The organism is Corynebacterium sp. MSK004 (assembly GCF_030232515.1).
Lineage (GTDB): Bacteria > Actinomycetota > Actinomycetes > Mycobacteriales > Mycobacteriaceae > Corynebacterium > Corynebacterium hesseae.
Genome location: NZ_JASPKB010000004.1, coordinates 236,513 through 254,733 on the forward strand (window position 1 = coordinate 236,513; position 18,221 = coordinate 254,733).

Sequence of the window (18,221 nt, forward strand, 5' to 3'; positions counted from 1 at the left end):
CGTTAGTCGGCGTCCGTGGACAGCGCCGCCACGAAGGCCTCCTGCGGCACGGAAACGGAACCGATGGACTTCATGCGCTTCTTACCGGCCTTCTGCTTCTCCAGCAACTTGCGCTTACGGGAGATATCGCCGCCGTAGCACTTGGCCAGCACGTCCTTGCGCATCGCGCGGATGTTTTCACGCGCGATGATCTTCGAGCCGATGGCCGCCTGGACCGGCACCTCAAACTGCTGGCGCGGGATGATCTCCTTGAGCTTCTTCGTCATCTTATTGCCGTACCACTGCGCGGAATCACGGTGCACAATCGCGGAGAAGGCATCCACCGGATCGCCGTTGAGTAGGATATCCACCTTCACCAGGTCCGCCAGCTGCTCGCCAGCCTCCTCGTAGTTGAGGGAAGCGTAGCCCTTGGTGCGGGACTTCAGCATGTCGAAGAAATCGAAGATGATTTCACCCAGCGGCATGGTGTAGCGCAGCTCCACGCGGTCCTCAGACAGGTAGTCCATGCCACCCATCTGGCCGCGCTTGGACTGGCACAGCTCCATCGTCGGGCCCACAAACTCCTCCGGCACGATGATAGTCATCTTCACAATCGGCTCGTGGACCTCACGCAGCTTGCCCGCCGGCCAGTCGGACGGGTTGTGCACATACGATTCCTCGCCGTCTTCTGCCACCACGCGGTAGGTCACCGACGGGGCGGTGGAAATCAGGTCCAATCCAAACTCGCGCTCCAAACGGTCACGCGTGATTTCCATGTGCAGCAGGCCCAAGAATCCGCAGCGGAAGCCGAAGCCCAGGGCCACGGAGGTCTCGGGCTCGAAGGTGAGGGAGGCGTCGTTAAGCTGCAGCTTCTCCAGCGCATCACGCAAGTCCGGGAAGTCTGCCTGGGAGATCGGGAACAAACCCGAGTACACCATGGGGTTCGGGTCGGCGTAACCCTTGAGCGGCTCGCTCGCGCCATTCGACGCCCACGTAATCGTGTCACCCACCTTGGTCTCACGCACATTCTTCACGCCGGTGATGAGGTAGCCCACCTCGCCCGGGCCTAGGCCCTCACACTTCTGCATCGTAGGGCTGACGATGCCCACCTCCAGCAGCTCGTGGTTGGCACCCGTGGACATCATGGTGACCTTCTGGCGCGGGGTGAGCTTGCCGTCCATCATGCGGATATAGGTCACCACGCCGCGGTAGGTGTCGTAGACCGAGTCGAAGACCATGGCACGGGCCGGAGCATCGGGCCCGAATTCGGAGGTGGGCGCCGGGACAAGCTCCGCAACCTTGTCCAGCAACTCCGCCACACCCTCGCCGGTCTTACCGGAGACGCGCAGCACCTCTTCCGGCTCGCAGCCGATGATGTGGGCGATCTCCAAGGAGTACTTCTCCGGGTCGGCCGCGGGCAGGTCGATCTTGTTAAGGACCGGGATGATCTCCAGGTCATTCTCCATGGCCAGGTAGAGGTTGGCCAGGGTTTGGGCCTCGATGCCTTGGGCGGCGTCGACAAGCAGGATGGCGCCCTCACACGCCTCCAGCGCGCGGGAGACCTCGTAAGTGAAGTCCACGTGGCCGGGAGTATCGATCATCTGCATGACGATCTCCTCCCCCTTGAGGGGACCGGACTGGGGAATCCAGGGCAGGCGCACGTTCTGGGCCTTAATGGTGATGCCGCGCTCGCGCTCGATATCCATGTTGTCGAGGTATTGGTCGCGCATATCGCGCTCCTCCACCACCTGCGACAACTGCAGGATGCGATCAGCCAGCGTCGACTTGCCGTGGTCGATGTGGGCGATAATGCAAAAGTTTCGGATCTTGGACGGATCCGTAAACGTAGTAGCCGCGAAGTTTGTAGACATGCGTTTAGAATAGACGACATGTCTAGGTTGGCCCGCATTCTCGGCATCGGAGGCCCCGAGCCTGTCGACGCCGGCCTCGAGCGCATCACCGAACGCTTGGGGTTGAACCAAAACGATTCCGTGACGGAACCCCGCAAGGCCGCCGATATCCGCGTCGAGGCCGCCTCCGCCCACCCGCGCAGCGTCTTCTTCACCCCGGACATGGACGGGCAGGCTGACTCCGGGGAAGTCGTGTGGGTGTGGGCGCCCTCCGATGGCAAGCAATCCCCGCCGCGCGAGCGCGCCGTGCTGATTGTTTCCCGCACGCGCACCACGGTGTTAGGTCTGCTTATTTCCTCCAACCCGGGCCACGCGAACAAAGAAGAGTGGCTCGATATCGGCACCGGCGAGTGGGATGAAACCGGCCGGCAATGCTGGGTGCGGATGGATCGAGTGCTGGAGATTTCTGAGGAACAGTGCCGTCGGCAGGGAACGCTCTTCCCGGAGCGGCGCTTCGAGCGCATTGCCAACCGCCTGCGCTCCCGCTATCACTGGGCGTGATTTGGGGATTTAGCCTGAGCCCTGATAAATTTCTTGGGATGCCGGGGCACGCTGGCGGTCAGGACCTTGGGTCCGCCTTCCTCGGTAAAACATTCCTACGACGATAAGAGGTAGAACGATGGCAAACATCAAGTCCAAGCAGAAGCGCATCCTGACCAACGAGAAGGCTCGTCAGCGCAACAAGTCCGTACGCTCCGCCGTGCGTACCGAGATCCGCAAGTTCCGTGAGGCCGTCGCCGCTGGCGACAAGGCTGCAGCCGAGAAGCAGCTGCGCGTTGCCTCCCGCGCACTGGACAAGTCCGTGTCTAAGGGCGTCTTCCACCGCAACACCGCGGCTAACAAGAAGTCCGGCATGGCCACCGCCTTCAACAAGATGGCCTAAATGAAACCGCTCCTGAAGTGGGTCGGGGGAAAGCGTCAACTGCTGCCCGTTATCCACTCCGTGCTGCCCGAGAGCTTCGACACTTATGTCGAGCCTTTCTTGGGCGGTGGAGCGGTTCTTTTTTCTTTGGCGCCCGAACGCGCCCGGGTTAATGACCTGAACACCGAGCTCATTACCGTCTATGAGGTGGTCCGCGATAACGTGGACGAGCTCATCGCGCTATTAAAGGGCTATCCGAATGATTCGGATTTCTTCTACGAGATGCGCGCCCGCGACCGTGAGCCGGGTTTTGCGCACTTGAGCCCTGTCGAACGGGCTGCCCGCACGATTTATTTGAATAAGACCTGCTACAACGGGCTTTACCGGGTGAATAACGCCGGCCAGTTCAATGCCCCGTTTGGCCGCTATGCCAACCCGAAGATTTGCGATGAGCCCAATCTGCGCGCAGTCTCGGAGTACTTGTCCACCCACGACGTGACGTTTTATAACGGCGACTACGCTGCGGTGGAGGCCAACGAGGGGGATTTCGTTTATTTCGATCCGCCCTATGATCCGGTCAACCCCACGAGCAATTTCACCGGCTACCAGTCGGGTGGTTTTGGCCGCGCGGACCAGATTCGGCTGAAGGAAACCTGCGATGCCCTTAATGCCCGCGGGGTAAAGTTCCTGCTGTCGAATTCGGCGACTGGCTTCATCAAGGAGCTCTACGCGGACTACCGCATCGACATCGTGGGTGCCACGCGCGCGGTGAATTCCGTGGCCTCGAAGCGCGGCAAGGTCGATGAGGTGCTCGTGCGCAATTATGCTTAACGACGCCGCCTGGGACCGTGTCTATCCCCACCTCGCCGCCGACATCGCGGACCAGGGCTATGTGGTGTTGCCCGCCGCGAAGCTCAAGGAGCTTTCCGGGCGCGAGCCGCGGTTGATGGCCAAGCACGATTTTTCCGCCGCGCGCCCCGAGGTGCTTCGCCAGCACGGGTTGTCCATGCTGCCGATTCGCCGCGATGCCTACCTGATTGGCCGCTTTGACCTGTACCAGCCTTTCCCGGAGCAGGCCGGACCGCTGAAGTCGATGCCGGTTCCGGGGCACATCCAATCCATTGACTTCGAGAACCTGACCTCGGAGGCCGCAGCGTTGACCGCAGCGCACTTAAGCGGCATGCTTGATGATTTCCTGGGCGGTGAGTTGGTGCCGACGGTCAGCGGGCGCATGTCGACGCTCACGCTGCCCATGCGGGTCGGCGGACGCGATATCGAGGTGGACCGCGCCCAGATGGAGATCGACGCCGGCTTCGAATCCGCCGAGCACCTCGTGCTCGTGGAGGCGAAGAACCACATCTCCCCCGACTTCAACATCCGTCAGCTCTACTTCCCTTTCCGCCGCTTCTCGCGGGCACTGGATAAAGAAGTGGTGCCGGTGTACCTGGTCTATTCCAATGGCATCTTTCACTTCTACCGCTACGCGTTTAGGCAGCCGGAGGACTTCCGCAGCATCGAGCTGGTGAGCGCGGCGCGCTACGTTTTGGGCGAGTCCGGTGTGACTGATGCGGCGGTGCGCGAGGTTCTGGAGCACACGAAGGTCCACGGCACGCGCGTTCCCTTCCCCCAGGCGGATTCCTTTGCCCGCGTCATCAGCCTGCTGGAGAACCCCGTGCCGAAGGCGGAGATGCCCGAGGCCTTCGGCTTTACCCCGCGCCAGGCTGATTACTACACCAACGCCGCCCGCTACTTAGGTTTGACCAAGCTCAGCGGCACGCGCGACGAGCGCAACCTCGCCCTCGTTGAGGCGCTGGCCTCGCGGCCGGTGTTCCGGGAGATGGTGCGGTTTGTCGTCGATAAGCACTGCGCTCTGAGCAAGGCCGAGGCGGCCGGGTTCATGCGCGCGGCGAACCTGGGCCTGGGTGAGACGACCCTGCGCCGCCGCTCCGCCACGGTCGCGGCGTGGTCCCAGTGGCTCAAAGAGCTACTCGAGCAGGCCTAGGCGGCCTGGATGCCGGCCCACACCAGCGCGCAGCCGGCCACCACGAAGAAGGCACCGGAACCGATGTCGATCCACGGGCCGGCGGCCAGCAGGCGGCGACGGATCGCGCGGGTCGAGATGACCGCCGAGAGAACAACGAAAAGCAGGTAGCTCGACAGCGACAAGCTCAACACCAACGCCACCGAAAGCCACACCGGCGGGTGCGGCGGCAGCAGCGGGGCGATCATGGCGGCGAGGAAAAGCACGATCTTTGGGTTGGATAGGTTGGTGGCCAACCCCGTGCGGAAGACCTTGCCCACCGAGCCCAAGCGGGCGGCGGCCTCCTCCTCATCCACCGGCGGCTGCTTGCGCAGCTCTAGCCCGGAGCGAATGGACAGCACGCCCATGAAGACGAGGAAGCAACCGCCAATCACCTGAATCAGGGAGAGAACTCCCGGGAAGGCGGTCAGCAAAGCGGCCGCGCCAAACACAGTCAGCGTGCACCAGAACAGCACGCCGACCTGAATGCCCGTCGACGCCGCGATGGCGTGGCGGCGCGAGCGCGTGGCATAGCGTGTCACCAGCACAATGTCGGGGCCGGGTGCCGCCGCGCCGACGAGGTTCATGAGGAGGATGGCCGCAAACGCGGACCAGCTCATGACAGGCGCTCGAGAAGATCCTCACGGCCGAACATGCGAGCCGAGTCGAGGGCATTTGGCTGGCCGGCGGTGGGGTCGGCGCCGGCGGCGAGAAGGGCGTCGATCACCGCGTCTTCCTTCTTGAAAATAGCCCCGGCCAACGGCGACTGGCCGCGATCGTTGAGGAGGTTGACGTCGGCACCCGCCGCAGCGAGCTGGCGCACCAGCTCCGCATGGCCGTGGTAGGCGGCGAGCATGATGAAGGACTGCCCGTCCTGGTTCACCATGTCCACGTTGACGCCCTGCTTGATGTACTCGAGCAGCGTGGCATCGCCGTTGCGGGCAAAATCAAAAAGCTTGGTGGCAAAGTTCTGGATGTCATCCATGGAGGGTTAGTCTAGCGCGCCAGCTCCGCCACCCGCTTAACGGCCGCCTCGATGGCGAAGTCCTCGTCCCCGCCCTGGCCCTTGACCGCGGCATCCAGCTCCGACATGAGGATCACGGCCTTGGTGATATTCTCCCCCGACCAGCGCCGCGCCACCGGCTGGGTGAGCTTGATGGCATAGGGCGCCATGCCGGTCTGGGAAGCCAGCGAATACTGATCCCCGCGCGCGGTATAGAGGCGTGCGATGTTGCCCACCTTGTTCGCCAGCGCCGAGGCGATGGCCACGGGGCTCGCCCCCAACTGCAGCGCGCGGCGGCACGTGGACACCGCCGCCTCCACGCGGCCTGCCACAGCGGCATCCGCGATATCCCAGTTGGCCACCTCGGCCACACCTACGTAGTACGCGTGCACCGCCTCGCGGGTCACCTTGCCGCCTGTGTCGAAGACGAGCTGCGAGATGGCGGAGGCGAGCTCGCGGAGGTCGGAGCCGACGCCGTCGAGAAGCGCCTGCACCACATCCGGTGTAGGCCGCACCCCATGCGAGGCGAACTCACGCGTAGCCCACTGCGCGAGCTCGTTCGGGTAGAGGGAAAAGACCTCATGCACCTCGGCCGTCTTGCGCAGCGCCGCGATGAGCTCCGGCGGCTTCTTCTTTTTCTTCAGCGTCTTCGCCGTCACCGAGTACATCAAAATGAGCGTGATACCGGGCATGGGGTTAGCGCAGGCGTCGAGGAGGATCTTCGTGACCTCCTTGCCGGCCCTCTCCACGTCGCTGATGACGATGACGCGGTCCTCCCCAAACAAGGAGGGGCTGGTGGCTTCCAGGATTTCGCCCTCGCTGACCTCGGAGGCCTTGAGCTTGGTTACCTCACCTTGTTGGATGGACAGGCGGGCGCGCTCGGCCAGGAATTCATCATCACCGAGGATGAGGTGCACGGGGGCAGAAGACATGCCTGTCATCTTAGCAACGCCGCAATGACCCACCCGCCAAGTAGGAGCATCGCGACGGGCCCCGCCGCCACGGTGGTCACCGGCATGGAGGAGGCGACGAAGTGGATCCAATCCGCCAGCGGCTCAATAAGGATCACCAGGGGCCTGCCCCACCCCACCTGCGCCAGGACGGCGGCGATGAGCCCCACGACGGTGATAATAGGCACGACCGGGGCCACCAGCACGTTGGCAATGACTGACACCACCGAGACCCGCCCGCTCATCAGCGCAATGAGCGGCATGGTCACGATGTCCGCGGCGATGGCGACCGCAAAGGCCCGGGCCACGATGCCCGTGCCCAGCACCCGCAATAGCAGCGGGCTGAGTACTACGATGCCGGCGGTGGCCGCGACGGAGAGCGCGAAGCCGAAGCTGACCGCTAGGTCGCTGTCCGCCGCGAGCAGAAAGAGCACGCCAAGAGCCAGGGCATGGAGCGGTTCCATCTTCGAGGAGCTGAGCACCGCCGCCAGTCCCGCCAGCCCGGCGACGGTGGCGCGCTGGACGGAGGGTTCCCACCCCACAAGTGCCACGAACAACGCCAACGCGCTTGCCGACGCCCCCACCCTCACCCGCTGCCCCGACACCACCAACGCGGCTGCAGTGCACACGATGGCCACGTTGGAGCCGGACACAGCACTCAAGTGCGAGAGCCCAGTGTCGATGTAGAGCTGCTGATCCTCGGGGCTTTGCAGGCTAGTATCGCCCAGCACCATGCCGGGGATCAGCCCGTTATCGCACACGGCGCGGAAGTTTTCCGCCACCGCGGCGGTCCAGCTGTGGGCGTGCGCGGTGAGCTCGCCGCTAAAGACAGTTGTGCCTACCCCGACCTGCTCCGAGGGGCCGGGGTGGCCGTGCACCGTCACCAGCGAGCCACCGAAGGCCTCCGGTTTTTCTTTGAGGAAGACCGGCAGCTGCGCCGGGTAGCCCGGCACGCGCAGGCGCACCATCCACCCGGATGCCGTCTGCAGAGGATCTGCGGCAAGCCTTCCCGTCACCTCCGTACCAAAGTGAAAGCCCGCTGCACGCACCGAGCGCACAAAAGCCAGGGTGGCAAAGATGACTCCGCTCGCCGCGCACAAGATGCCCTGGCCGCGCCACTGACCGCGCGCGAAAGCGAAGAGCACGAGCCCGCACAACAGCCACGGATGCCCGAAAAGCACGGCGAGCGTGGCCAACCACGCCACCACCGCGGCGGGCACGAGCCGCAGTTCCCTCACGGACGGACCTTATCCTTCAGCTGCGCAAACTTCGCCGGACCAATACCGGAGACGTCCATGAGCTGCTCCACGGTGGTGAAGCTGCCGACCTCCTCGCGGTGCGCAATAATCGCCGCAGCCGTGGCCGGCCCTATGCCGGGCAGCTCCGTCAACTCCTCCTCGCTGGCAGAGTTGAGGGACACCAGCCCCTCCCCCGCGGTTTCTGGGGCGTTGGGTGGGCCGCCGACGGTGATCTGCTCGCCGTCGTTAAGCTTCTGCGCCAGGTTGAGGTTATCGGTGGGCACGCGCGGGCGCGCCACCTCGAGGGCGTCGTTGATGCGCGCGCCCGGCGCCAAGGTCACCAGCCCGGGCTGCTCTACCTCACCTACGACCGAGACCACGATATCGGCCGCTACCTCGCTGCTCGGCGCGGCCACCTCATAGGGGTTCTCCGCGCTACGGCTCATCCCCAGCCAGGCCAGGAGCGCGACGCCGGCCACGCCCGCCGCGACAAGCGCCAGCCAGGGTGGCACGCGCACGCGCGGGAAATCGACGTTGAGCAGTTCTTCTTCGCCTGTCGGGCGGGTGAGGTCACGGAGGCGATCAGCAATGGCATTCATGCCCGCGACGCTACGTAAGCGCCTTCACCCCCGTCGAGGGCTCAAGCCGCAGCCTGTGGATAACTTGTTGAAGGCATCAACAACGTCAGCTAAAGACCGCGGAGACGCCGATGGCTCCGGGGCCGACGTGGACGGAGAGGACGTCGGTAAGCGGCACCAGCATGAAAGAGGAATCCGGCAGCGCCAAGCGCAGCAGGTCCTCCAGCCGGCGGGCCGAGACCTTATCCTCGTTGTACTGCACCGCAATGAACGCCGGATTGCCCTCCGCACGGGAGGCCACCAGGTCCACGAGCTTGGTAAAGGCCTTGGTTTGGGTGCGGGTCTTGCCCACCATCTCCAGCTTGCCGCCTTGGATAGCCATGATGGGTTTGGTGGCCAGCAGGGCGGTGGACAGCATCGCCGTGGCCGCAGACATGCGCCCGGAACGGCGAAGCTCCTCCGTTGAGTTGAGATAGACCCAGGTGTGCCCGCGCTCAAGGGTGTTGATGGCTGCGGCATAGCATTCGTCGAGTGAGGCGCCTTCCTGGGCAAGCTTGGCCGCCGCCATGGCGGCCGCGCCCATCGCCATGCCGGCGGTGCCAGAATCGATAACACGCACGGTGTCCGGGAAAACGCCAGAGGCAGTCACCGCCGCTGACCACGTCGAGGACAGCTCCTTCGACAGGTGGATGGCCAGCACCCCATCATCGCCGGAGCGCTCCATCTGACGGCCATACAACGCAGCCAGCTCGAGGGCAGTCAGACCCGAGGTGGACAGCTCCGCGCCGTCCTTGCCGTGGCTTTCCATGACGTGCAGATCGACAACACAAATGTCGAGCTCCTCGACGATATCCGCCGGCAAGCCCGCGGCAGAATCGGTGACGACGCGAATCACTAGACGTCCGCCCCTGCACCACCAACGACAGCGCCACCCATGTTCCAGCCGTCGAAGTACCACTGGGCACGGCTGACGTTCTCCGGGGTGAATTCCAGCGGGGAGAGCGGACGAGCGGCGTCGAACTCGGGCCGCGCGGTCAGCTGCGACCAATGGGTGTTTTTCAGACCGGACAGGATCCCGTACTGGTGGTGCTCAAGGCCCAAAAGATGGCAGGTCAGCGCGGAGATAGCGCCGCCGTGCGCGACGACGAGCACCGCTCCCTCGTCCCACTGCGGGTGCCTCTGCATGAGCTCATCAATAACGGGGCGCGCGCGGTTAGCCACGTCGACACGGCTTTCGCCCTGCGGCGGGGCCCAGGTGGGGTCGTGGCGCCACAGCGCACGCGCCCCGGGAAACTGCTCATCTACTTCAGCGGAGGTCATCCCCTGCCACTCACCGAGGTGGGTTTCGCGCAGGCGCTTATCGACGGACACCTCAAGCCCCAAGCGCCGAGCAATAATCTCGGCGGTATCGCGGGCACGGATGAGATCCGAGGAGACGATCGCGGTGATGTCTTTGCCCTCCAGCAGGTCGGCGGCGGCACGGGCCTGAGAGTGGCCAGCTTCCGAAAGCTCGGTGTCCAAGTGCCCCTGCATCCGGCCGGTGGCGTTGTAGGTGGTCTGGCCGTGGCGGATGAGGAGGAGGCGGCGGGTCATAATTCGTCGTCTTCCGGCTCTGGCTGGGCCAGGGGAATCTCATCGATCGAGTCCACGTCGCGCGGGTTGACTTCATTAGACCACTCGCCGGGGCGTTCCGGGGTGTCCACGCCGGGGATGTCGAGAAGCGGGCAGTCGTGGTACAGGCGGTCCAGACCGTAGAACTCGCGCTGATCATTGCGCTGAACGTGGACCACGATGGGGCCATAGTCCAGCAGGACCCACCGGTTCTCGCGATTGCCTTCGCGGCGCTTGGGTTCAAAGCCCTTCTTGGTCAGCTCGTCTTCGACTTCCTCCACGATGGACCCCACCTGGCGCTCGGTATCAGCGGAGGCCAAGACGAAGACCTCGGTAATCGCCAGCACGTCGGAAACGTCAATAGCGGCGATGTTGGTGGCCAGCTTTTCATCCGCAGCCAAGGCGGCGGTTTCCGCCATCTGGCGTGCTTCATCAGTAATCGACATGACAATCCCTACACAAGTACGTTTTCTTAAGATCTCTAGTGTTACACGACAAGGCTCATTTTCCTAGTCGAATTCCCCGAGAATGCGCGGAGGCTACAGGGGCTTTTCCGGGTGGGGGCTATAGAGGTGGTTCTTGGCAATGTATTGCACCACCCCATCCGGAACGAGGTACCACACCGGCTGGCCCTGCTGGGCGCGGGCGCGGCAATCGGTGGAGGAAATGGCCATGGCGGGGATCTCAATCAGCTCGATATCATCCTGGGAATCCTGCGGCAGCATGTCCTTGCGCAGGTCATAGCCGGGACGGGTCACACCGACGAAGTGGGCCATCTCCAGCATCTCCTCCCAGTTGCGCCAGCTCATGATGGAGGCCACCGAATCCGCGCCGGTGATGAAGTAAAGCTCGGCGTCCGGGAAGATTCCGCGCAGATCCCGCAGCGTATCGATGGTGTAGGTGGGCCCTTCGCGGTCGATGTCCACGCGGGAAACGGTAAAACGCGGGTTCGACGCCGTGGCCACCATGGTCATCAGGTAGCGGTGCTCGGCGGCGGTGACCTGCTTATCGGCCTTTTGCCAGGGCTGGCCGGTGGGGACGAAGACCACCGTGTCGAGGCGGAAACGGTGGGCTACCTCGCTGGCGGCGACGAGGTGACCGTTATGGATGGGGTCAAAGGTGCCGCCCATGATGCCGATGCGTTGCGGACTAGTCATGGCTGGTGAGTATACCGGCCACGGAGTCGATGACCTGCATGTCCTGCCCGGAAGGCTCCGCCAAGAAATAGGAGGCATGGCGCTCAGCCTTGGTGGCCAGGGCGCGGCTAGCGGCGTCGAGGGAGAAATCGCAGACGAAATCCCCTTCCAGGCAGTAGTCGACGTAGCGCTGCGCCGGCAGCCCGGCGCGGTTCTTAGCCCACGGCACCTGGTGCAAGGGATTGCCAAAGGTGAGCACACCATGCAGGCGCCCGGATTCTGCGAGGTACTCCTCCGTGCTCGTCGCGACGAGCGCTCCTTGCGAATAGCCAGCGGCTACCCAACGCGGATGGCAGCCGGTGGTGGCCTCATAGTTGTCCACCACCTTCGGCGCATTCCGGGCCCCGGTACGCAGGCTGTCGGCAGCTCCAAACGTCACCGAATACGCCATTTCCCCGATGGAATGCTCCTGGAGAATCCCGAGCGCTCGCTGCACAAGCTGAAGCGGGCCCAAGTCTTCCCCCTCCTGCGCCAAGGGCGGCAGGTTCATCGAGGCCGGGTACGCCTCCGGCCCCAAAGCCAGAACATAAACGCCATCCATTGTGCCGGGGTGGCGCTGCTCTACCTGATGGAACAGAGCGGCAAAGTTGCGTCCCTCAAAGCCGGTGGATTCCGGCGCACGTTCGGAGTAACGCTGCGGGCCTACGTATTCGCCCTGCTCCTCGTTCTGGTCTGAACCGCGCGCGGCGAGCACCACGGTGTCGGGGCACATGCCGACACCACTCGCCGAGGCCACCGGCGCGCTGAGAAGGGACGCCACCGTACCAAGGGCGGCAGCTACACAGGAAACACGAAAAGAAAGAGACTTCATTCTTTCCTGTTTAGCGGAAACGAACGCCATCTACCATGTGGCCGATGGAATCGTAGACCTGATTATCCCACTGGTGATTGGTGAAGAAGTACTGGCCATGGGAGCCGCCGGTGGGCTTGGCGGCGTAGAGGGTCTGGGCGGAGAGGTCGCACACGGCGTCGAGCGGCAGGCAGTAGTCCACGCGGCTGACGTTGGCGCGCATCTGCGGGAAGTAGCCCATCGGGCCGCCCGCGCCCTGGGTTGCGCCGACGACGGCCGGGTCCCCTGCACGGGTCAGCGGGTTACCAAAGGTCACGACGCCAGCGAGCTGACCGCGGCGGGCCAGTTCCACCTCGTGGTTGGCCAGGATCATGGCGCCCTGGGAGTAACCGGACAGGATGTATTGCGGGTGGCAACCGGTGGCGGCTTCATAGCTGTTGATCGCGCTGGTCACTCCACGATTGCCGGTCTGCACGGAGTACATGAACTGGTTGATGGCGGAGACTGCGGTGTTGATGACCGGGTTGGCGTACTGCGTGGCCAGGCGCACGAGGTCAGCCGCGGTGTTCGGAACCGACTCGTTCGGAACAGAGTATTCCGGGTAGGTCGCCGGATAGTACTGCGGCTCCAGGCCCAGCACGTAGACGTCCTTCATCAGCGAATTTCCGCCGTGAGTGGCCTGGTAGCGTGCCTCGGCGCCCTGCAGCATGGCGCGGATGGATTCGCCCTCCCATCCATTGGATGCGCGGCCGCCCTGGTTCGAATACTGCGTGGGGTAGACCTGACCGTTTTGGCCAGAGCCGCGCGCGGCGACGACGACCACTGCGGGGCACTGTTCGTCAGCGTGCGCGGCGGGTGCAGAGATGGTTTGAGGGACAATGAAGGCGGACACGGCCATGACGGCGGCGGCCACGGAGGAAGCAATGCGGGACAGCATGGGAGAAGGCACCATTCAGTTCTTTGTTATTACCGCGCTTTAGAATACCCAGTGCTCCCCCGGCGCGCAGCACGAACCCCGCGCAAGGCAAAACAATCTACTCGAAAAGTTTTCGAGTAGATTGTTTTGCGCAGGTCAGCCTCGAAAAATTCTTTTCGAGTAGCTTTCGAGTACCTTTCGAGTAGCTTTTCTAGCTGTCCCTAGGGGCGGGTCTGGCCGGTGCCCTGCAGCACCCATTTGGTGGATGTTAGCTCCGGCAGCGCCATCGGGCCGCGCGCATGCAGCTTCTGGGTGGAGATGCCGATTTCGGCGCCCATGCCGTAGACCTCGCCGTCGGTAAACGCGGTGGAGGCGTTGAGCATGACCGCTGCGGCATCTACCTCGTTGGCGAAGGTTAGCAGCACGTCAGCATCCTGGGCCGCAATGGCCTCGGTGTGGCCGGTGGTGTACTCGGCAATGTGCGCGATGGCGCCGTTGACACCATCAACCACCTTGGCGCAGATATCCATGGAGAGGAATTCTTCGCACCACTCCTCGTCGGTTGCCTCCACGGCGTCCTTAACACCGAAGGCCTCAAGCTCCTTCACATCGCCGTGGATGGTAACCCCTGCCTCCTGAAGGGAGGTGATGATGCGGAGCTTGGAGGCGTCGTCAAGGGCAGCGTCGATCAGCAGGCACTCCGTCGAGTTACACACAGAGGGACGGCGGGTCTTGCCGTTGATCACCATGTCGATGGCCTTGTCCAGGTCGGCGGAGGCATCGACGTAGAAGTGGCAGTTGCCGGTACCGGTCTCGATGGCGGGGACGGTGGCGTTTTCCACGACGGCGTTGATAAGGCGCGCGCCGCCACGCGGGATGACCAGGTCCACCAGGCCGCGGGCGGTGATGAGGTCCTGCACAGAATCGTGGGTCTCACAGGGCAGAAGCTGCACGCCTTCGCGCGGCAGATCAAACTCCACGAGGGTGTCCTGGAGGAGCTCAACGAGCTTGGCGTTGGAGTTCTTCGCGGACTTCGAGCCGCGCAGCAGCGGCACGTTGCCGGACTTGAGGGCCAGGCCGAAAGCATCGACGGTGACGTTCGGGCGGGCCTCATAGACCATGCCCATCACGCCGAGCGGCACGCGGACCTGCTTCATCTGGATGCCATTATCCATGGTGCGACCCTGCAGAATCTCCCCTACTGGGTCCTGGAGGGAGGCTACCTGGCGTAGGCCGCCGGCAATGCCCTCGATGCGGGCTGCATCAAGCGACAAGCGGTCGATGAGGGATTCGGACATGCCGTTGGCGCGGCCGGCCTCGATATCGAGCTGGTTCGCGGCGAGGATGTCCTCGCTGTGTGCGATGAGGTTCTCGGCAGCGCGGTTGAGGATTTCATTCTTGCGCGGGGTGGGCAGCTGCGCGAACTGCGGCGCCACCGCCTTGGCGGCGCGGGCTTTGGACAGAACTTCTTCACGTTCGGTGTTGCTCATGCCATACCAGCGTACGGAAGGTCTGCCCGCTTGTCAGGGATTTTGTGCAGCCATGGGCTCTTAATGAGCACCAGTCTCAGGCCCCAAGTTCGCGGCGGCGCTCCGCCGCGGCACGCAGGCGCTCGGCGCGCTTTTTCTTTTCCCCTTCGGAAAGCTCATCGAAGAGCTCTTCATCCGACTCACTGAACTTCAGCACCCCGCGCGCAGCCCAGGAAGCGAAGAACGCGATGACGGGCGAGATCCAGAAATAGCTCCAGTCGAAGACAAAAAGCCCAAGGAAGAGGGCGATCATCGCCACCGACCAGATGACGGAATCCACTATCTGCACCTTGCGCCCGCGGGAGAGCATATCCTCCAGCTCTGCCTCGTGGCGGGTGGCGGGTGCCGAAGTACGTGGGGTGGAAAGCTCCGGCAGGTCCGCAAAGAGCTTTTCGACGTCTCCGCGCGTGCGCGCCGCGGCAGCCTCGCCGGTGCGCTGCTCAAATTCATCGGGACCCAACGCACCGTTGACGAAGTGCTGGCTCAGTTGCTCCAGGGCCTCAGAGCGCTCCGCATCACCAACACGGATATCGGGGTTCTCCATTAATAACCTGCCTTCGGGTCAACCAGAGTAGGCAGCTTGTCCCCCGCCGCGAAAGCCTTGGCCACCTTGACGGTGTGCGCGCCAATCTTCTCGCGCACGGAGCGCTGCGTATTAGCAATGTGTGGGGTGATAACCACGCGCTTATCCTGCCACAGCGGGTGGTCCTCCGGCAGCGGTTCAGGGTCGGTGACGTCGAGTGCCGCACCCTCGATCTCCCCGGCCTCCAGTGCCGCGACGAGGTCCTCGGTGTTAATGAGCGGGCCGCGGCCCACGTTGACCACGACCGCGTGATCCGGCATCTGTTTAAAAGCCTCCGCGTCCACCATGTGGCGGGTCTCCGGGGTCAGCGGGGCGATGAGGACGAAGTAATCCGCCTTCGGCCAGACCTTGTCGACCTGGGAAATCGGGTAAGTCTCCTCCGCGCCCTCGACCGGGTTGCCGGAGCGGTTGACCGCAATGATGCGCGGCCCAAAACCGGAGAGCATGCTGATCAGACGCTTGCCAATGCCTCCGGCACCGATAATCGCCACCGTCTTGTCGTCGTAGAGGTAGGAAGTGTGCGCCTCCATCTCTGCATAGGAATCAAACGTGCCGTTGACGCGGCGGTGCGCATGTAGCTGCGCCAAGAGCAGCGCGATGGTGGATTCCGCCACCGTGTTGTCATAGACCCCGGCCGCGTTCGACCACGGCACGCTGCTCCCCTTCATCACTTCAAGCACGTGGTCCACGCCCGCCGAAGGAATCTGCACGAAGCCAATATTCTCCGGCAGCGGGTCCGGGAAGTCGGTGCCATCGCCGGTGTAGATGAGGAAGGAGGCCTCATCTAGCGGGGCGCGCTCAAAGCCCGCGGCGTCGAGCACCTCGATGGTTTCCTCCCAGGGGTGTGGTTCGATGGCGTACTTCATGCACATCCTCCTTAGCTAGTAGCCGGCGTCCGGGTCGACGCGGGTGGGCATATCCTCGCCGCGCTCCCACGCGGCGGCGTTGGCACTGAAGATAGCACCCAGGTGGTACTGGGCCACGTGCTCCGAGGCCGCCATGTGCGGCGTCAGCGTGGCGTTGGGCAGATCGTAGAGCGGGTGGCCATCCGGGAGCGGCTCCGGGTCCATGACCTCTAGGCCCGCGCCGGCAATCTCGCCGGAGCGCAGGGCCTCCACTAGATCGTCCGTGACCACGGTGCTGCCACGGCCGACGTTGACGAATACCGCCGAAGGCTTCATGGCGCGGAACACCGCTGCGTCGAAGAAGGCTTCCGTGGCGGCCGTCGCCGGCAGGATGCTCACGACGAAATCCGCCTCAGTCCAGGCCTCGTCGACGCGCTCGATGGGCAGCGTCACGTCCACTCCCTCTACCGGGCGGCCCGAGCGGTTCACGGCGGTGATGTGTACGCCGAAGGGCGCGAGGTAGGCCATGAGCTGCTTGCCGATGCCTCCCGCGCCCACGATGAGCACGCGCGTTGGCCCCTGCTGCTCATAGAGCCAAGCCTGGGATTCATCGAGCTCGCGCGCCACCGACCAGGACTTCGCCAGGGCGAAAGCCTTGTGGTGGTGCGCTTGGGAGAGCATGAGCCCCAGCGCAGATTCCGCCACGGGCTTAGCAAAAGCGCCGGCGGAGTTGCACCACGGCAGACCATCCCGCCGGATGAGCCCGGCATCGATGTGCCGGTTGACCCCGGTGAAGCAGTACTGCACCCACTTGATGTTCTCGGGGATCTCCGGGGTCTGCGCCGGGTCCGAGGCGGTATTCACAAAGACCTCGGCTTCCTCCAAGCTCTCGACACGCTCGTGCCCGGCGGCGTCGATATCTGCCACGGTTGCCGCCCACACGTCGGGGCCCATGAAATAACGCATTAAATACGGGAGGCGAAGTTGGACAGGTAGTCGGCGTGAACAACGGGGCGGCGCATATCCTCTGGCAGCTCATCGGTGTGTTTGCCCAGCAGGTTGTGCAGCGTGGTGGAGTCATAGCCCACCTCGCCACGTCCGATGACCTGGCCCTTGGGGCCCATGATGTCCACGATCTCGCCGGCGTTGAACTCGCCCTTAATGTCGGTAATGCCCACGGCCAGCAGGGAGTTTCCGCCGCGGACCACGGCCTCCATAGCGCCCTCGTCCAAGCGCAGAGATCCGCCGGTATCCGCGCAATAGAGAGCCCAGAACTTCCACGCGGACAAGCGGCGCTCCTCGCGGGTATGGAAGACGGTGCCTACGGAGGCGTCGTCAAGCGCCTGCCCAATATTATCCGCCGAGGTCAGCAGCACAGGAATGCCGCCGCGCGTGGCCAGGCGGGCAGCGGAGACCTTCGTGGCCATGCCGCCGGTGCCGACCTTGCCGCCGTCACCAGCAACAACCGCCTTGAGGTCCTTACCGGTGCGCACCTCCTCCACGAACTTGGCGTCCGGTTCGGCCGGGTTCTTGTCGTAGAGGCCGTCCACGTCAGAGAAAAGGAAGAGGGCATCCGCGCCGACCAGATTGGCCACGAGCGCAGAAAGGCGGTCGTTATCACCGAAGTGCATCTCGGAGGTGGCCACGGTGTCGTTCTCGTTGACGATGGGCACCGTGCGCATCTGGCGCAGACGGTCAATGGTGCGCTGGGCGTTGCGGGCGCGATCGCGCTTGCCGACGTCCGACGCGGTCAGCAGCACCTGCCCAATGGTGCGGTTATAGCGGGCAAAGGACACGCCCCATTCGTAGGCGAGGTGCACCTGGCCCACCGCGGCGGCGGCCTGCTTGGTGGCCAAATCGGTGGGGCGGGTGGTCAGGCCCAGCGGGCCCATTCCGGCGGCCACGGCACCGGAGGAGACGATGATGATGTCGGAGACGTTCATGCGTGCGCAGACGGCGTCGACGATCTTGTCGATCTTCTCGGTGGAGGTCACGAAGTCATCGCGCGTTAGCGACGAGGATCCGATCTTGATGACGATGCGCTTGGCTTTGGAGATCTCCTCGCGCAGGGGCGAGGAGAAACCGCTGGATTTCTCCGATAGCGTGGTGGTCTCCGGGTAGTCCACGTCCGGGGTCGGCCCCTCGAAGGGTTCAAGGGGGAGAGGATAGTCGAGCTGGTTGTCGTGTTCGGATGACATACCGGCTCAGTAT

At 63.9% G+C, this 18,221-nt stretch carries 21 protein-coding genes; 4 read left to right on the plus strand and 17 right to left on the minus strand.

Annotated features, from left to right (window positions below; all coding sequences use genetic code 11):
- Positions 1-2: 2 nt before the first annotated feature.
- A complete protein-coding gene (gene lepA / locus QP999_RS06720) occupies positions 3-1,850 on the minus strand; it encodes a translation elongation factor 4 (protein WP_070519533.1) in 1,848 nt (615 codons plus the stop codon).
- 18 nt (positions 1,851-1,868) lie between these two features.
- Here lepA and QP999_RS06725 point away from each other — a divergent pair, with 18 nt between their 5' ends.
- The 4 genes from QP999_RS06725 to QP999_RS06740 all read left to right on the plus strand — a co-directional run bounded on the left by QP999_RS06725 (position 1,869) and on the right by QP999_RS06740 (position 4,753).
- A complete protein-coding gene (locus tag QP999_RS06725) occupies positions 1,869-2,390 on the plus strand; it encodes a type II toxin-antitoxin system PemK/MazF family toxin (RefSeq protein ID WP_070519531.1) in 522 nt (173 codons plus the stop codon).
- A 118-nt stretch (positions 2,391-2,508) separates the two neighbouring features.
- Positions 2,509-2,772, plus strand: a complete 264-nt coding sequence (rpsT, locus tag QP999_RS06730) for a 30S ribosomal protein S20 (RefSeq protein WP_070447890.1) — start codon at positions 2,509-2,511, stop codon at positions 2,770-2,772.
- Positions 2,773-3,582, plus strand: a complete 810-nt coding sequence (locus tag QP999_RS06735) for a DNA adenine methylase (RefSeq protein ID WP_284847939.1) — start codon at positions 2,773-2,775, stop codon at positions 3,580-3,582. It abuts the gene before it with no gap.
- A complete protein-coding gene (locus QP999_RS06740; RefSeq protein ID WP_284847940.1) occupies positions 3,575-4,753 on the plus strand; it encodes a type II restriction enzyme in 1,179 nt (392 codons plus the stop codon). The genes QP999_RS06735 and QP999_RS06740 overlap by 8 nt, the downstream gene beginning before the upstream one ends.
- On the opposite strand, the gene QP999_RS06745 is transcribed toward QP999_RS06740, so the two are convergent.
- The 16 genes from QP999_RS06745 to proB all read right to left on the minus strand — a co-directional run bounded on the left by QP999_RS06745 (position 4,750) and on the right by proB (position 18,208).
- On the minus strand, positions 4,750-5,391 hold the full coding sequence (locus tag QP999_RS06745; RefSeq protein ID WP_070519522.1) for a LysE family translocator: 642 nt from the start codon (positions 5,389-5,391) through the stop codon (positions 4,750-4,752). The genes QP999_RS06740 and QP999_RS06745 overlap by 4 nt on opposite strands.
- The gene (locus tag QP999_RS06750) at positions 5,388-5,756 is read right to left on the minus strand and encodes an ankyrin repeat domain-containing protein (RefSeq protein ID WP_070519519.1); all 369 of its coding nucleotides are present in this window, start codon (positions 5,754-5,756) and stop codon (positions 5,388-5,390) included. The genes QP999_RS06745 and QP999_RS06750 overlap by 4 nt, the downstream gene beginning before the upstream one ends.
- Before the next feature lie 11 nt (positions 5,757-5,767).
- Positions 5,768-6,715, minus strand: a complete 948-nt coding sequence (gene holA / locus QP999_RS06755) for a DNA polymerase III subunit delta (RefSeq protein WP_070519517.1) — start codon at positions 6,713-6,715, stop codon at positions 5,768-5,770.
- On the minus strand, positions 6,712-7,962 hold the full coding sequence (locus tag QP999_RS06760) for a ComEC/Rec2 family competence protein (RefSeq protein ID WP_284847941.1): 1,251 nt from the start codon (positions 7,960-7,962) through the stop codon (positions 6,712-6,714). The genes holA and QP999_RS06760 overlap by 4 nt, the downstream gene beginning before the upstream one ends.
- Complete coding sequence (locus QP999_RS06765; protein ID WP_070565183.1) at positions 7,959-8,561, minus strand: ComEA family DNA-binding protein; 603 nt, start codon at positions 8,559-8,561, stop codon at positions 7,959-7,961. The genes QP999_RS06760 and QP999_RS06765 overlap by 4 nt, the downstream gene beginning before the upstream one ends.
- An 85-nt stretch (positions 8,562-8,646) precedes the next feature.
- Positions 8,647-9,435, minus strand: coding sequence for a DegV family protein (locus QP999_RS06770; RefSeq protein WP_010190864.1), 789 nt, complete (start codon positions 9,433-9,435; stop codon positions 8,647-8,649).
- The gene (locus tag QP999_RS06775) at positions 9,435-10,133 is read right to left on the minus strand and encodes a histidine phosphatase family protein (protein ID WP_070525732.1); all 699 of its coding nucleotides are present in this window, start codon (positions 10,131-10,133) and stop codon (positions 9,435-9,437) included. The genes QP999_RS06770 and QP999_RS06775 overlap by 1 nt, the downstream gene beginning before the upstream one ends.
- Positions 10,130-10,597, minus strand: coding sequence for a ribosome silencing factor (gene rsfS / locus QP999_RS06780; RefSeq protein WP_070565180.1), 468 nt, complete (start codon positions 10,595-10,597; stop codon positions 10,130-10,132). Before rsfS ends, QP999_RS06775 begins: the two co-directional genes overlap by 4 nt.
- Before the next feature lie 93 nt (positions 10,598-10,690).
- Positions 10,691-11,308, minus strand: a complete 618-nt coding sequence (gene nadD, locus QP999_RS06785) for a nicotinate-nucleotide adenylyltransferase (protein WP_070519506.1) — start codon at positions 11,306-11,308, stop codon at positions 10,691-10,693.
- The gene (locus QP999_RS06790) at positions 11,301-12,158 is read right to left on the minus strand and encodes a cutinase family protein (RefSeq protein ID WP_070525728.1); all 858 of its coding nucleotides are present in this window, start codon (positions 12,156-12,158) and stop codon (positions 11,301-11,303) included. Before QP999_RS06790 ends, nadD begins: the two co-directional genes overlap by 8 nt.
- A 10-nt stretch (positions 12,159-12,168) precedes the next feature.
- Complete coding sequence (locus QP999_RS06795; RefSeq protein WP_284847942.1) at positions 12,169-13,089, minus strand: cutinase family protein; 921 nt, start codon at positions 13,087-13,089, stop codon at positions 12,169-12,171.
- Between the two features lie 185 nt (positions 13,090-13,274).
- On the minus strand, positions 13,275-14,543 hold the full coding sequence (locus QP999_RS06800) for a glutamate-5-semialdehyde dehydrogenase (RefSeq protein WP_284847943.1): 1,269 nt from the start codon (positions 14,541-14,543) through the stop codon (positions 13,275-13,277).
- A 76-nt stretch (positions 14,544-14,619) separates the two neighbouring features.
- The gene (locus tag QP999_RS06805) at positions 14,620-15,126 is read right to left on the minus strand and encodes a DUF1707 SHOCT-like domain-containing protein (RefSeq protein ID WP_284847944.1); all 507 of its coding nucleotides are present in this window, start codon (positions 15,124-15,126) and stop codon (positions 14,620-14,622) included.
- On the minus strand, positions 15,126-16,031 hold the full coding sequence (locus QP999_RS06810) for a D-isomer specific 2-hydroxyacid dehydrogenase family protein (RefSeq protein WP_284847945.1): 906 nt from the start codon (positions 16,029-16,031) through the stop codon (positions 15,126-15,128). Before QP999_RS06810 ends, QP999_RS06805 begins: the two co-directional genes overlap by 1 nt.
- A 15-nt stretch (positions 16,032-16,046) precedes the next feature.
- Positions 16,047-16,976, minus strand: a complete 930-nt coding sequence (locus QP999_RS06815) for a D-isomer specific 2-hydroxyacid dehydrogenase family protein (protein ID WP_284847946.1) — start codon at positions 16,974-16,976, stop codon at positions 16,047-16,049.
- Positions 16,976-18,208 (minus strand): glutamate 5-kinase, encoded by a 1,233-nt coding sequence (proB, locus tag QP999_RS06820; RefSeq protein ID WP_070564657.1) that lies wholly within the window; start codon positions 18,206-18,208, stop codon positions 16,976-16,978. Before proB ends, QP999_RS06815 begins: the two co-directional genes overlap by 1 nt.
- Between the last annotated feature and the right edge of the window lie 13 nt (positions 18,209-18,221).